We start from the raw sequence: 14,388 nt of genomic DNA on the forward strand, positions 1-14,388 counted from the left end.
GGTGTGTCCTCCGCACCTCCTTCGGCGGCAACTTTTCGGGATTTGCGATTGCGGCTGCTTCGGTGCTCTTTCGGCTGCCTATGTGCCGGATCGGACAAGGAGCTCGATGACTGGCCCCGGCCGGATCGCGATCAGACCGCGCAATATCGTTCTTGGATGTCCTTATCTGCAAGCAATGCTGCAGCGCTGCTCTCGTGAACGACCTCGCCCTGGTCGATGATGACGGCGCGGTCTGCAAGGCGTAGCGCCCATTCGACGTTCTGCTCGACCAAGAGCAGCGTCTTGCCCTGGTCGCGCAGTCGGCGGAGCAGCACGCCCATTTCTTCGACGAGCACGGGCATGATGCCTTCCGACGGCTCGTCGAGCAGAATCATCCTGGGGTCTGCGATCAGCGCGCGGGCAATCGCCAGCATCTGCTGCTCGCCGCCGGACAGTGTCACGCCTTCCTGATCGAGGCGCTCCTTCAGGCGCGGAAACGTCTCGGCCACCGTATCGATCGCGTGGCGCTCATCGATCTCTCCTGCGGCCGCGACGAGACCCAGCCGCAGGTTCTCACGCACCGAGAGGCCAGGGACGATCCGTCGCTCCTCCGGGACATAGGCAAGCCCGAGATGAAAGCGCTGATGGGCGCGCAGCGGCAGCAGCTCCCTCCCCCCAAAGCGCACGCGACCCGTCGCCCTCGGAATCAATCCCATCACCGCCCGCAACGTGGTGGTCTTGCCCGCGCCGTTGCGACCGACGAGGGCGACCACCTCGCCCTCGTTCACGTGCAGGGATATGCCGTGCAAGATATGGCTGGCTCCGTACCAGGCGTGAAGATCCTCGATCTGAAGCAATGGAGTCTCAGCCATAGCCTTCACTCTGTCCAAGGTAGACGCGGCGAACTTCCGGATTGCTCCTGATCTCGTCAGGCGTGCCGTCCGCAAGCAGCCGGCCATGATGCAGCACCACGACGCGCTTGCTGAGGCCGAGCACCATCTTCATCTTGTGTTCGACCAGAAGCACGGTCCGCCGCTCGGCGAGCCGCTCCAGGAGCGCAACCATGTCCTTGGTCTCCTCCGGCCCCATGCCCGCCGTCGGCTCGTCGAGCAAGAGAAGCTCCGGTTCGGAGACCAGCGCGATCGCGATCTCCAGGGCTCTCTGCTGGCCGTGCGAGAGGAATTTCGCCTGCACCCAGCGCTTACCGAGCAGGCCGACCGCCTCGAGGGCGGCATCGGCGCGGGTATTCAGCTCCGGCAATCGCGCGCGATTGCGCCAGATGTCATAGCTGACGCTGAGCGCCTGGGCCGCCACGCGCACGTTCTCATGCACGGAGAGATCGGCGAATATGTTCGTGATCTGGTAGGACCGCGAGATGCCCTGGTGCACGAAGCGGTGCTGCGCCAGCCCGCTCAACTCGCGTCCCTTGAAGTGCAGCTTGCCCGAAGACGGCGATAATGCGCCCGAGAGAATGTTGAAGAACGTGCTCTTGCCGGCGCCGTTCGGCCCGATGATCGAGGTGAGCTGGCCGGCTGCGAAGGACACGCTGATATCCTGCAGGGCGACAAAGCCGCCGAAGCGCTTGCCGATCGCCTCCGCGCGAAGCAGTTTGCCGCTCATCGGCGTGTCCTTGCGATCGAGATTGTGTCGAGCAAAGTGCCCCAGATACCCTTGGGCAGAAACAGGACGAAGAGGACGAAGATCGCGCCGACGAAGATCTGCCAATGCGACGTCCACAGCGACATGACGTCTTCCAAAATCAGGAAGGTTGCAGCGCCGACAAAGGGGCCGAAGAAGCTCCGCGCGCCGCCCAAGAGGACCATCATCACGATCATGCCCGAGGTCTGGTAGTGCAGGATGTCCAACGGCACGATCGACAGATGCAGCGCCAGCATGCAGCCGCCGAGCGAGGAGATCGCCCCCGACAGCATGAACACGATCAGCTTGCAGCGCTCGACATTATAGCCGCAGGCCCGCGCCCGCTGTTCGTTCTCGCGGATCGCCTCGATGACCGCGCCGAACGGCGAGTTCAGGATCCGTGACTGGAACCACATCGCCGCGGCGGCAAACGCCATCAGAACGTAATATTTGTTGACGGGATCGAGGAAGTTGATCTGAAGGCCGAACAGGTTGATGTGATCGACGGTGAAGCCGCGCAACCCGTTCTCGCCGCCCGTGATCCAGGAGGCCTGCAGCGCCACGTAATACACGAGCTGGGCAAGCGCGAGCGTCACCATGGACAGGTAGATGCCGCGGGTTCGGGTCGACACCATGCCGATCGCCGCGGCCAAAGCCGTGCTCAGCGCAACTGCGATCGCGACGGCGGCAAACCACGGCATGCCATAACGGCCGATCGCGATGCCCGTAAGATAAGCGCCCGAACCGAAAAAGGCGGCTTGGCCGAACGACAGCAGGCCGGTGTAGCCGAACAGGAGATTGTAGCCCATCACCACGACGCCGTAGATCAGGACGTTGACGGCCAGGGCCTTGGACGGCAGCAGCCATGGCAGCACCGCAAGGACCGCGATGGAGAGCAGCACCCGCTGGTCCAGCAGCCAAGCGAGTCCGCCCGGCGCGGATTTGGCGATCGCTTCGTCGGATCGGAACGTCATGCGGCCCTACCCTTCACGCCGAACAGGCCCTGCGGGCGGATCAACAGCACGATGGCCATCAGCGCGAACATGACGATGGTCGCCATTTCAGGCGCAAACAGCGCCACCATGCTGATGGAGATGCCGACCATGAGGCCCGCGACGACCGCCCCGACGATGGAGCCGAGCCCGCCGATCACGGTAACCACGAACGCCTCCGCGAGCACCAAGGCCCCCATCTCCGGGTTGACGCTACGCATCGGTCCCGCCAGCACGCCGCCCAGGGCGGCCAGCGCGACGCCGAGTCCGAAGATCGCCAGCCACACCCGGCCAATGTCGACGCCGAGCACCTGCATGATGGTGGGATCGCGCGCGCCCGCGCGCACGATCAAGCCGACCCGGGTCTTCTCCAACAGCAGCCAGAGCACGAGCAAGACAATGGCGACCAGTACGATGACGAAAAGCCGGTAGCGCGGGAAGAAGCCGATGCCGAGATCAACCACGCCGATAAGCTGCGACGGGGTCGGAAACGGCACGCCGTCGCTGCCGAACACGATCCGTACGCCCTCGACCAGGACGTAGCTGAGGCCGAACGTCAGCAGCAGCGGATCGTCGATCGAGCGGCCGTAAAGCCTGCGGATCAGGGCGAACTCGATCAGCATGCCGAAAGCGCCGATCAGGATCGGAGCAAGCAACAGCCCCCACCAGAAACTTCCGGTGAGAGAGGCAATATACAGTCCCGCATAGGCTCCGATCATGAACAACGCGCCATGCGCGAAATTGACCACACCGAGCATGCCGAACACGATCGTCAGCCCAAGTGCGGTGATCACCAGGACCGCGCCAAGCGCGATCCCGGAGAGCAGCTGCATGATGATCAGCGACAGGTCCATCGGCGCGGCTTAGGTGGCGTGGCCGAGCTCGCTGCAGCTCCGCAGCATGTCGTCAGCGCCCGCCTCGTTTGCGAGGATCGCGAACAGATCGTTGTCGTTCGCCATGACGGACTTCTTCTTGGACTCCAACACCAGGACCGACTGCACCGACTGGTGGTCGCATTTGCGGTAGTGCTGCGGCCCCTTGGTGAGATCGTATTGCAGCTTCTCCAGGGCATCGACCACCTTGTCGGTGTCGGTGCCTCCGGCGGCCTGCATGGCGAGCAGCAGCGAGGCCACTCCGGAGTAGCCATAGGCGCCGTAGTCGGTCGGGATCGCCCCGCCATTGGCGGCCCGGAACGCGGCGTTGAAATCCGCTGCCGATCTGTTCTGCGTCTCCAAGCCCCAATAGTAGTTGGCGCCGCCGACCACGCCTTCAAAGACATCGGGACCGACCGCGAGCCGCTGGTTGTGCAGGATCACGGGCACCACGATCTTCATCTGCTGCTTGACGCCGAAATCAACCGCCTGCTTGATCGCATTGGCCTGATCGCGGCCGAAATTGCTGATGCAGAGCACATCCGGCCGCATCGACATCAGGCGCGGCATGAAGGTGGAGTAGTCGGCCGCACCGAACGGATGCAGGATCTCGCCGACGCTGTCAGCGCCGATCGCCGCCTGCGCGCGCTTGAAGCCGCGCAGCATCTCATGACCATAGGCATAGTCAGCCACCAGATGCGCGACCTTCATGCCCTTCTTCATGGTCTTACCCGCCACCGCCGCCGTCGTCATGTGCGGATTGAGCGCCTCGTGGAAGGTGTATTTGCTGAAGTCCTTGGCCTCGTTGATGGTGTCGGACTGGCTGATCGAGACGTAGATCACGCCGCGGGCACGGGTGACCTCGTTGACCGCGAGCTGCACGGCGCTGGAGAGCGCACCGACGATAGCATGCACCTTATCCTTCTCGATCAGCTCGAGCGTACGGGTGGCGGCTTCGCCGGCATTGAGCTTGTCATCCCGCACCAGGAGCTCGACCTTGCGGCCACCGATGCCGCCTTTGTCGTTGACGAGCTTGACCGCGAGCTCGGCGCATTTCACCTGGTCGCGCGCCTCGGCGGCGAATGGGCCGGTCAGCGGGGTCGGAAAGCCGATGCGGACGGTGTCATCGGCGGCACGGCCGAGCCGCGGTATCGCCAACGTCGCAAGGCCGGCCGACATCCCGGCCAGCGCGGTGCGGCGGGATATCTTCATTCGGGTCGATCTCGATCCGGACTTCTGCATGGTTTCCTCCCTGATATCGCTTTTTCTAGAATCGCTTGAGGGCCTTCAGGACGCGTGTGGGCGTGATCGGAATGGCGTTGATGGAGGCGTCGAACGGCGCGAGCGCATCGTTGACGGCGTTGAGCACGCAGGCTGACGCCGCCGCGGTGCCGGCTTCCCCGCACCCCTTGGCGCCGAGCACGGTGTCCTCCGTCGGTGTCTCCACATGCGCGATCTCGATATCGGGCATCTCCATGGCCATCGGCACCAGATAGTCGGCAAGCGAGCCGTTCTGGAGCTGGCCGGTCTCGCTGTAGCGGCATTCCTCGAACAGCGCCGCGCCGAGCCCCTGCACCACCCCGCCGCGCAGCTGCTCATCGACCAGCATCGGGTTGATGATGCGGCCGCAATCCTCAACCACGAAATGCTTCAGGAGCTTGATGAAGCCGGTCTCGATGTCGACTTCCAGCGAGCAGCCCTGGATCCCATTGGTGAAGGCGAACGGATAGCCCTGCGGAGCAAAATGATGACTGACCGTGAGCTGCGCCTGCGTGCCCGGCGGCAGCGTGTCGGACCGGAAGTAGGCGATGCGGGCAATCTCCGAGACCGGCTGCCGTTGCTGCTGCGATCCGGCATCGACCACCTGCCCGTCGATAATGTCGAGCGCCGCTGGCTGCTCCTGCAGGATGAGTGCGGCGATCTCCAGAATGTTGCGCTTGAGCACACGTGTCGCCTGGAGCGCGGTCTCGCCGCCGATGCCGGCGCCGCGGCAGGCCCAGGTGGCGCCACCATGCGGCGTCACCTCGGTATCGCCCGTGATGACCTTGACGTGCTCCTGCGCGATCCCGAGCTGGTCGGCCACGATCTGGCTGATGATCGCCTCGGTGCCCTGCCCCTGCTCCGTGACCGAGATCAGGCAGCGGACCTCGCCCGATGGTGTCAGGCTGACGATCGCGCCGTCCTGCGACGAAATGCGCGCGCCGCCGACGCCATAGAAGGCGGGACTTGGATTGGTGATCTCGACGAAGGTCGCGATGCCGATGCCCCGATAGACGCCGCGTGCCCGTAAGGCCGCCTGCTCGGCGCGCAACGCGTCGTAGTCCATCATCGCATGCAGCCGCCGCAGGCAGGCTTGATGCGACAGCGCCTCGAACCTGTAGCCGGTCGGCGATGTCTGCGGATAGGCGTCGTCAGCGATCACGTTCTGCGCGCGGATGGCGAAAGGATCGAGGCCGACGCGCGCCGCGGCGATGTCGACCAGCCGTTCGGTGACGGCGCAGGCGATGGGGTGACCAACGGCGCGGTATTGGCTGGTCTGGACCTTGTTCTGGAAGATCACCTCCAGCGCGGCGCGATAGGCCTTCAACCCATATGGCGCCCCGATCAGACGGATCACCTGGTTTCCCTCGACCACGCTGGTGCGCGGATAGGTCGAGAAGGCCCCGATCGCGGTGATGTCCTGCACATCTATTGCCAGGATGCCGCCCTTCGCGTCGATCGCCATGCGGGCGCGCACGCGATGATCGCGGGCATGGATATCCGAGACGAAGGACTCGATGCGGTCGGCGACGTATTTGACCGGTCGTCCCAGCAGGATCGAAAGGCCGACCACCGCCATGTCCTCGTGATAGACGTGCAGCTTCATCCCGAAGGAGCCGCCGATGTCGGTGGCGACGACGCGGACGCGGGCTTCCGGGATGCCATAATGGCGCGAATAGAGGTCCTGAAACTGGTACGGCGTCTGGGTGCCGTGATGCACCGTGAGCATCTCGCCGCCGGGATCGTAGTCGGCGACGATGGCGCGCGGCTCGAGCGTCACCGCGGTATGGCGGCCGAAGCTGAACTCCTCCTCCACCACATGAGCGGCGGCGGCAAAGGCATCATCGACGCCGCCGCTATCGAGCTGGCTTCGGAAACAGACATTGCCGGCGCTACCCGGATTGATCAACGGTGAGCCGATCTGGCGCGCGCTGTCGACATCGGCAACGACGGGCAGGTCCTCGTAATCGACCTCGATCAACTCGAGCGCATCCTCGGCAATCGCCCGGCTCTCAGCGACCACGGCGACGACCGCCTGCCCGGCCCAGACCACGCGATCCAGCGGCAGCGGCAGTTGCGGCGCCGATGTCATGCCCTTGAAGTGATCCAAGGTGCCGGTCCAGGGCGTGCAGATCTTGGCGAGATCAGCACCGGTCGCGACGAGATGCACGCCCTCGTGCGCCCGCGCGGCTTCGGTATCGATGGACACGATCTTCGCATGCGCATGCGGGCTGCGCAGGAAAGCGGCATGCAACATACGCGGCAGAGTGAGGTCGCTGACATAGCGGCCGCGCCCGGCGAGCAGCCGCTTGGCGTTGGGGCGCGGCACCGAGCGGCCGATATAGGAACTGGGGCGATCGAGCGAGGTCAGCTGCGCACTCATGCTGCGCCTCCATCGTCTCCGGACGCGGAGGCGCGTGCCGTCGCCACCGCCTCGATGGCGTCCACGATCGCCTCGTAGCCGGTGCAGCGGCAGTAGTTGCCCGAGAGCGCATCGCGGATCTCCGTGCGGCTCGGCCGCGCCACCTGCGACAGCAGTTCATGGGCGCTGATCAGCATGCCGGGCGTGCAGAAGCCGCACTGGAGCGCGTTGCGGCGATGGAATTCAGCCTGGAGATCGCCGATCGCGCCGCTCTCCGACAGGCCCTCGATGGTATCGACCCGCGCGCCAGCGGCCTGCACCGCGAACATCAGGCAGGAATGCACCGCGCGTCCGTCGAGTTGCACGAGACAAGCGCCGCAGGCCCCCATCTCGCAGCCGGCGTGGGTTCCCGTCAGTTCGAGCTGATTGCGAAGGCAGTCGACCAGGGTCTCGCGCGGCGCAACATCGCAGGTCACCTTGCGGCCGTTGACGACGAGCCGGACGCGGAAGGTCTCGTCGATCTCATCAGACAACCCGTCTTCGCCGATCACGCTCATGCCCCCTCCCCGAGACGGCCGAGCAGGCGCCCAAGCAGCACGCGGGCGAGATGCAGCCGCATCGCCGGCGGCACCTCGTCGCTTTCAGGTGGGGCAAGGTCCGCCTCCAGCGCCGTCTGCGCCGCGGCGACGCGCGCCGGATCGAGCGTGGCTCCAGCCAGCGTGGCTTCCACTGTCTTGGCCCGGGTCGGCACATTGCCGACCGAGAAGAAGGCGATGCGGATGTCGTCGATGCGGTCGCCTTCGCAACTCGCGAGCAGACCGCACCCGACCAGCGCATAGTCGCCGCGCCGACGCGCCAGCTCGTCGAAGGCGAACCGTTGATTGCTCCTGAACACCGGGACGTGGATCGCGGTGATCAATTCACCCGGCCCAAGCGCCGTCTCGAACAGATCGACGAAGAAATCGTCGGCTCTCACCCGCCGGCGGCCGGCCGGCCCGGCGATCTCGATCTCGGCCGCAAGCGCCAAGGTTATCGCGGGAAATTCGGAGGCAGGATCGGCGAGCGCAACGCTGCCGCCGATCGTGCCACGATTGCGGATCGCCGGATGGGCGACGAACGGCGCCGCAGCGCGTAGCAGCGGAGCGAACTGCCCGATCAGAGGCTCGCTCAGCATCTCGCAGTGACGCGTGAGCGCGCCGATGCGCAAGAAGTCGCCTTGACGCTCGACGCCGCGCAGTTCGGCAATATGGGTGATGTCGATGAGAAGCCGCGGAGCCTGCAGCCGCAGCGACAGCGCGGGCACGAGGCTTTGTCCGCCGGCGATGAAACGCGCGTCGTCGCCGGCACGCGCATGGGCGTCCAGCGCTTGTTCGATCGTCTCAGCACGAAAATAGCTGAAAGCCCTCGCCTTCACTGCCGTTTCCTCGATCCCTCCGCTCGCCAGCGGGGATTGCCAAATTTGTAACCATCTGGTCTCAAAATCCTCGCACGGCGACGAGACTGGGTCAACCAGAATTGACCATTTGGTCACAAATGTGGATTGCGCTATGAAGTCCGCCGCGAATTGCGATACAGCGACGTCAATGGCGAGAAAAGCGCACAAGAAGGCGAAGCGACCGGTCCGGCGAACGACCAAGGCGGGCCCCAAGGCCGTGCCGCAGCGCCGCAACATGCGCGCTCCCGACCGTGAGCGGCTGATAGTGCACGAGGCGATCCGCTTCTTTGCCGAGCGCGGCTTCGAAGGCCAGACTCGCGAGCTCGCCAAGCGCATGGGCATCACGCATTCGGCGATCTATCGCCACTTCCCGAGCAAAGAAGCGCTGATCGAGCGCGTCTACCAGGAGGTCTATCTCAGCCGCTGGTCGCCCGATTGGGCGCCGCTGATCCGCGATCGCGCGCTGCCGCTGGAGGCGCGTCTCACGCGCTTCTACCTGGACTATGTCGCCCACGTGTTCGAGTACAATTGGGTCCGGATCTTCGTCTTCTCGGGAATGAAATCGTTCGGCATCACCGGCCGTTATCTCGACCTTGTCCGCCGCGAGATCATCGAGCCCGCCGCGATCGAACTGCGTCACGATCTGGGACTCCCAAACATTACGGAGCGCCATCTCAGCGAGCGCGAGACCGAAATGTTCTGGGGCCTGCACGGACGCATCTTCTATATCGCCATTCGCAGATTCATCTACGAGACACCGATCCCATCCGACCTGGACGCGATCGTGCGCGACGCGATCCGGACCTTCCTGGACGGCGCGCGAACGACCATGCCGGGACTGCTCACCGCATAGGATGAGCAGCCGCCAAGGCTCGACCGGCGTCAATCCCGGTCGCGGTCCCATCCATCAGGCCGGTTCTTGTGGTGGGCTTCCTCACCATCGTGGCCGAACCGAAACAGGTCCATCAAGTCGCCGATCGCGGGCGCATTGACGGGAATATACGGATTACGGCCGGTGATCGGATTTGGAAGATTGTCGCGGCTTCGCGAGGACAGCGTGCCGAGGCGCCAATTCCGCTCGATGAATTTCACGACGGAGGCATGATCGGAGTAGACGTGCCCGACGTGACCGCCACGCGAGTAAGGTGACACGATAATCGCCGGGACGCGGACGCCATCCCCGAAAAAGTCGACGGGCTGGACGTATCCCGAGTCCCAGAAGCCGCCGCCTTCGTCGAACGTGACGAGAATGGCGGTGTGAGCCCAAAGCTCCGGCTGCGCCTGGATCTCCTCGATAAAGACCTTTGCGTAGTTTTCGAAGGAAGAGAGCTTGGAACTGTCCGGGTGACCACTCGGAGCATCTTCCGAACGTAGGAAGGCGACTTCCGGCAATTTGCCGCTGCGGATGTCCCTGATGAGATCTTCTGCGTCGCGCAGATGCGCCGTGCGGCTCTCGGCCGTCGACATGACCGCGGTCGAGAACTGAAACGGATTGCAATTATCGCAATAGCCGGGAGAAGCCGTATGATTGGGATCGGCTACGTAGCGATTATATCCACCAGCATACCACGCCCAGGAAATGCCCTTCTGGCTGAGCTTTTCTCCGATCGTGGGCACGCTCGAGGGCGGCAAAGCGTTGGCAAGCGTATCGATCGTTCCATCCGGAAAGTAACCCGGATGCCTGCTGGCAACGTGATAATAGGTCCCCGGTGCGCAATGTGGATCAGGATGATATGGCAATGAAGCAATGTAGGCCCGGATCGTCGCCACACCGGGCTGATTCAGATCCGAACAATTGACGAAGGTGCCCGCGTCGTAGATCGGCGTATTGTTCGCGCCAGGCTTGGGGTTGGGATTCATGATCAGGCTGGCATCCGGAATTGCCGGATTGCCGTGACCATCGCTGAAGTAGATTTCGTCGGCAGTACCGAAAAAGTTCCAGTTGGGCGACGATGGGCCACGCATGGCCTGATGGTAGTTGTCGCTCATCGTATACTCGCGTGCAAGCGCGTGAAAATATGGCGCGTCACCGCGTGCGACATTGTAGAAGCCCAACGCGACGCCGCCGCTACCAATGCCGTTGGCACTGCGGGTCGCTTCAACCCATGGGAACAGATCATTGAGACAGCCGCTCGGGTTCTCTGCCGTGGCATGGGTTATGTCGCAATCAGCCTGTTGCCACTCCGGAAAGAAGCCGTGGTTGGGATCGGCTATGTAGAAATCGTAGGGCGTTAAGCCGGTCACCTGAAAGGGCCCGTTCGGCAGGGCATTCACGTTGGCGATACGCCCATCGGGCACATATTTGGGAAACGGATTTGCGCCGATGGTCATGTCGTGCGGGTCGAACAGCGGCGCATACTGGTGATAGAACATCGTCTCCCATGCCAGCGCACCGGCATCCGTCGCAAAGGGCGGCCCCGCCGTGTCGCTTCCGCCTAGCGGCAAGTTGCCCGTGGTTTGCGGTGGCAGCAATGCGTAGGTTTGTTTGCTTCCCGGCGCCAGTTGGAACGTGCCCGTCTCAACAGCGCTCGATTGCGCACCGGCCGCGAAGTTGTGACCCGGCCGGCCGTCTATATCGACAATGCCCTTCGACAGCAGGTTCGACACATGATCGCCCGAAGGTGCACGATAGGTGGCAAAAACATGATCGAAGCTCTGGTTTTCGCCGATGATGACGAGCAGATGCTCGATCGGCGTCGCGGTCCGAGCGTTGTTCGGTTCAGCAATCGCGGCCGCCGATGTCTGGAGAAGAGCTAGCCCCGCCGCGAGAACGGTCCCGCCGAACGGAAGAATACGGCGAGTCCGGCAAAGGATCGAACTTGCAAGCGAATGAACCGGCCGATCCCGCATCCTGCGAACTCTCATTGTGTCGTCCCTGAACTTAGAGCCCCCAAGCCGGTCACTACGTACCGCTGCGACGCAACAAGCCCGTGACGTGTGGATGTCCTGACAACCTAAAATGCGAACCGACGGATGCTCCGGGGCGGGCGATTGCGTAGGACGCCCCCTGCCCTCGACCAGTTCGGTGGGTGCCTGTCGCGCCTTGTGGACGGTGCAGAAGGTAAGTCTGTCCGAAAACGCCTCGTACTTGTCACTCCACAGTCTTGCTTTGGTCAAAGCGCCGCGCCGTTTTGTCGGACGATTCGGAACCGACGTGCGCCCTTGAGTCCCGGAGGGGCAGTGGACTGAAAGGAATGCCAGTGCAATCGACGCCGAACGCGAATGAGCTTGATCCGGGCGGGATCGGTCTATCGCCAGAAAAGGATTCCTACACGGATGTGTATAAACGCGTCGTGCGTGACGTGCTCTCGCGGATCGATCAGCGGCTTGCGGACATCGCGGCCCAAGCCGGAGCCCCTCGTTCGACCGAACCGGCTGGCGGCAAAGGCGTCCCGCCGACACGCTTGCGCCGATCGCTACACCGCAGGGCTTTGCGGGGCGCGATCGGCGTTCTCATGGTGGCCAGCCTGAGCACTGCGGCGCTGGCTTGGTATTACGCGGATCCGATGACGACCGTCATGGCGCGTTGGATGCCCTCTTTTCTGAAGACGGCGGCAACAAACGATGCCGACGTCTCCACCTCCGATTTGACTTCATCGAGCGCGCGCCCACCTGCCCCTCCCGTACAGCCTACGGATTTGGGCTCGGCGCCGCCGCAGAATGGTTCATTTGCATCGGGCGTGCAGGGGCCGGCGGAACATGGCGATATCACCACGGCCTCGATCGATCGGGACTTGATGCCGTTGATCCAGAAGCTGGCGCGCGACATCTCGGAGCTGCAGGTCGGGATCGAGCAGCTCAAGGCGGGGCAGGAGCAGGTCGTCCGCGATCAGGCCAGAGCCGCGGAGCAGTTGCAAGCCGGTCAGGACCAGCTGATGCGTCAGATGGCGAGGATATCCGCGGTGCAGCCGCCGAAGCCGATCGCACCCTCGCCGCGGGTGGATGCGCTGCGTCCGCCAAGTGCAGCGCTGCCGCCACCGCGGCCTCGCACCGCCAATACCGCGCAGACGCTGTTTCCGCGATAAAGGCCGTGGCTCGCCGGTCTGCACGCATGCGTCATGCTCGCTGGCCGAACGACCGGACAAAATAGTTCGGGCGAGCAGATAGCTGTTCCTGGCCGTTCAGGCGCGCCAAGACGCCGCAGAAGAGAATATTCGTCTTTTTGAACGACATGCGAACATGGGCGCGTTGTTGCGTGCTAGAATAAAACTTACGCGTTTGCCGCTCTCAAAGAACGAGGCGCCTCGGATGAGCTGCTTCCCGGAACGACACGCAATCATTATCGGCGGCGGTGCCTCGGGCGTGCTGCTCGCCTATCAGCTGCTGCAGCATCCACATTCCGATTTCCGCGTCACGCTGATCGAAAAGCGCTGTGAGATCGGCCGCGGGCTTGCTTATCACACGGGCAATGCCGATCATCTCCTCAACGTCCGCGCGGCCAATATGAGCGCCCTGCCCGACGATCCCGATCACTTCTGGCGCTGGTTGTCGACGAGTCCAAACGCCGCGCCGTTCCGCCCCGATCCCTACTGCTTCGTCCCTCGCCGCCTCTATGGCGATTACATCGCAAGCCTGGTGGATCCGTTTCTATCGCCGGAGCACGGCGAGCAGCGTCTCACGATCGTCCGTGGCGAATGCATCGCGGTGAGCGAGGGCTGGGGCAACGTCACTGTCAGCCTGGCCGATGGTTCGCGTCTCGTCGGCGATGTCGCTGTGCTCGCAACAGGTCACGACGCTGCGACCGCCCGATCGGCTTGGCACGCCGATCCCTGGATTTCTCCATCCGTTCCCGGCTTCAGCAAGGACGCGGCCGTGCTGATCCTCGGCACCGGCCTGACCATGGCTGACTACGTGCTGACCTTGCTGCGCGAAGGTCATCGCGGGCCCATCATCGCGATGTCGCGCCGCGGCCTGATGGCCAGAGGCCATCGGCGCACGGCGCCGCTGTCCATCCGGGAGGAAGATATTCCTTTCGGCGCCGGCGCCAGCACCTTGCTGCGCTGGTTCCGGCAACGCATCGCGGCCCATGTGGCGGCGGGCGGCGACTGGCGCAGCGTGATCGATGCAGTCAGACCTTTCAGCCACCAGCTGTGGCGCGAGCTGCCAGCTTCCGCCAAGCGCAGCTTCCTGGAGCATGCCAGGGCTTGGTGGGACGTGCATCGGCACCGCATGGCGCCGGAGGTCGAGGCGCGCATCGTCGAGGCGATCGCGGACGGCCAGCTGACAGTGACGGCTGCCAAACTGGTCGGCATCGAAGGCGGCACGAGCGGCGCTCGGGTTCGTTATCGCCGGCGCGGCCGGCCGGAGGCCGAAACTATCGAGGTCGGTGCGATCGTCGATTGCACGGGCATCGTCCGCGATCCGCGGGCAACCATCAATCCTGCCGTCCGCAGCCTGTTCGATCAGGGGCTGGCGCGACTCGATCCGCTTCGGATCGGCATCGACGTCACGGCCGAGTGCACGATCATCCACGCGGACGGAACGTTGTCGCAACGGCTGTTTGCGATCGGCCCGCTGACCCGCGCCGCGTTCTGGGAGATCATGGCCATCCCTGACATCCGCAACCAGTGCGCGGCGCTCGCGGCGCAACTCGTGCAGGGCCGCGCAGCCCTGCTGTCCGAGGTGATCGGTGTGCAGCCTCCCGTCACGGACCAGCAGGTCGCGATCTAGTATGGCGCCAACGCATCGGCTTTCAGCGTTCAGCGCCGGGTAGATTTTCGAGACTGGCGATCAGGCCAGGCCCAGTCAGCTCCAGTCCAGCTTTCTTCGCGTTTGTCCGCCGGCGGGGCATGTCATGGCTGCCAGACATCGCGAGCCGAACCAATCAAGGCTCGCGGTGCTGAGCTGGCG

Annotated in this window: 12 protein-coding genes; 3 read left to right on the forward strand and 9 right to left on the reverse strand. The window is 64.0% G+C overall.

Going from position 1 to position 14,388, the window contains the following annotated elements:
• Nucleotides 1–131: 131 nt before the first annotated feature.
• The 8 genes from QXZ85_RS19795 to QXZ85_RS19830 are packed head-to-tail and all read right to left on the reverse strand — an operon-like array spanning nucleotide 132 to nucleotide 8,517.
• Entirely contained in the window at nucleotides 132–851 is a 720-nt protein-coding gene (locus QXZ85_RS19795) for an ABC transporter ATP-binding protein (RefSeq protein WP_315764331.1), read from the reverse strand.
• Nucleotides 844–1,599: an ABC transporter ATP-binding protein gene (locus tag QXZ85_RS19800; RefSeq protein ID WP_315764334.1), complete on the reverse strand. Its 756-nt coding sequence runs from the start codon at nucleotides 1,597–1,599 to the stop codon at nucleotides 844–846. Before QXZ85_RS19800 ends, QXZ85_RS19795 begins: the two co-directional genes overlap by 8 nt.
• A complete protein-coding gene (locus QXZ85_RS19805; RefSeq protein WP_315703921.1) occupies nucleotides 1,596–2,591 on the reverse strand; it encodes a branched-chain amino acid ABC transporter permease in 996 nt (331 codons plus the stop codon). Before QXZ85_RS19805 ends, QXZ85_RS19800 begins: the two co-directional genes overlap by 4 nt.
• The gene (locus QXZ85_RS19810; protein ID WP_315742130.1) at nucleotides 2,588–3,463 is read right to left on the reverse strand and encodes a branched-chain amino acid ABC transporter permease; all 876 of its coding nucleotides are present in this window, start codon (nucleotides 3,461–3,463) and stop codon (nucleotides 2,588–2,590) included. Before QXZ85_RS19810 ends, QXZ85_RS19805 begins: the two co-directional genes overlap by 4 nt.
• A 9-nt stretch (nucleotides 3,464–3,472) precedes the next feature.
• Entirely contained in the window at nucleotides 3,473–4,723 is a 1,251-nt protein-coding gene (locus QXZ85_RS19815; protein WP_316174675.1) for an ABC transporter substrate-binding protein, read from the reverse strand.
• A gap of 25 nt (nucleotides 4,724–4,748) precedes the next feature.
• Complete coding sequence (locus QXZ85_RS19820) at nucleotides 4,749–7,124, reverse strand: xanthine dehydrogenase family protein molybdopterin-binding subunit (RefSeq protein ID WP_316174676.1); 2,376 nt, start codon at nucleotides 7,122–7,124, stop codon at nucleotides 4,749–4,751.
• Nucleotides 7,121–7,660 (reverse strand): (2Fe-2S)-binding protein, encoded by a 540-nt coding sequence (locus tag QXZ85_RS19825; protein WP_315703917.1) that lies wholly within the window; start codon nucleotides 7,658–7,660, stop codon nucleotides 7,121–7,123. Before QXZ85_RS19825 ends, QXZ85_RS19820 begins: the two co-directional genes overlap by 4 nt.
• Nucleotides 7,657–8,517 (reverse strand): xanthine dehydrogenase family protein subunit M, encoded by an 861-nt coding sequence (locus QXZ85_RS19830; RefSeq protein ID WP_315703916.1) that lies wholly within the window; start codon nucleotides 8,515–8,517, stop codon nucleotides 7,657–7,659. Before QXZ85_RS19830 ends, QXZ85_RS19825 begins: the two co-directional genes overlap by 4 nt.
• A 256-nt stretch (nucleotides 8,518–8,773) precedes the next feature.
• On the opposite strand from QXZ85_RS19830, the gene QXZ85_RS19835 reads away from it, so the two are divergent.
• Nucleotides 8,774–9,391 (forward strand): helix-turn-helix domain-containing protein, encoded by a 618-nt coding sequence (locus tag QXZ85_RS19835; protein WP_315704286.1) that lies wholly within the window; start codon nucleotides 8,774–8,776, stop codon nucleotides 9,389–9,391.
• A gap of 29 nt (nucleotides 9,392–9,420) precedes the next feature.
• Here QXZ85_RS19835 and QXZ85_RS19840 read toward each other — a convergent pair whose 3' ends face one another.
• Nucleotides 9,421–11,388 carry an alkaline phosphatase family protein gene (locus QXZ85_RS19840; protein ID WP_315703915.1) on the reverse strand — a complete coding sequence of 656 codons (1,968 nt, stop codon included), beginning with the start codon at nucleotides 11,386–11,388 and terminating at the stop codon, nucleotides 9,421–9,423.
• A gap of 344 nt (nucleotides 11,389–11,732) precedes the next feature.
• Here QXZ85_RS19840 and QXZ85_RS19845 point away from each other — a divergent pair, with 344 nt between their 5' ends.
• Nucleotides 11,733–12,563, forward strand: coding sequence for a hypothetical protein (locus QXZ85_RS19845; RefSeq protein WP_315703914.1), 831 nt, complete (start codon nucleotides 11,733–11,735; stop codon nucleotides 12,561–12,563).
• A gap of 223 nt (nucleotides 12,564–12,786) precedes the next feature.
• Nucleotides 12,787–14,208, forward strand: a complete 1,422-nt coding sequence (locus tag QXZ85_RS19850; protein WP_315767853.1) for an FAD/NAD(P)-binding protein — start codon at nucleotides 12,787–12,789, stop codon at nucleotides 14,206–14,208.
• The last annotated feature ends 180 nt before the right edge of the window (nucleotides 14,209–14,388 follow it).

Source organism: Bradyrhizobium sp. SZCCHNGR1005 (assembly GCF_032489995.1).
GTDB lineage: Bacteria > Pseudomonadota > Alphaproteobacteria > Rhizobiales > Xanthobacteraceae > Bradyrhizobium.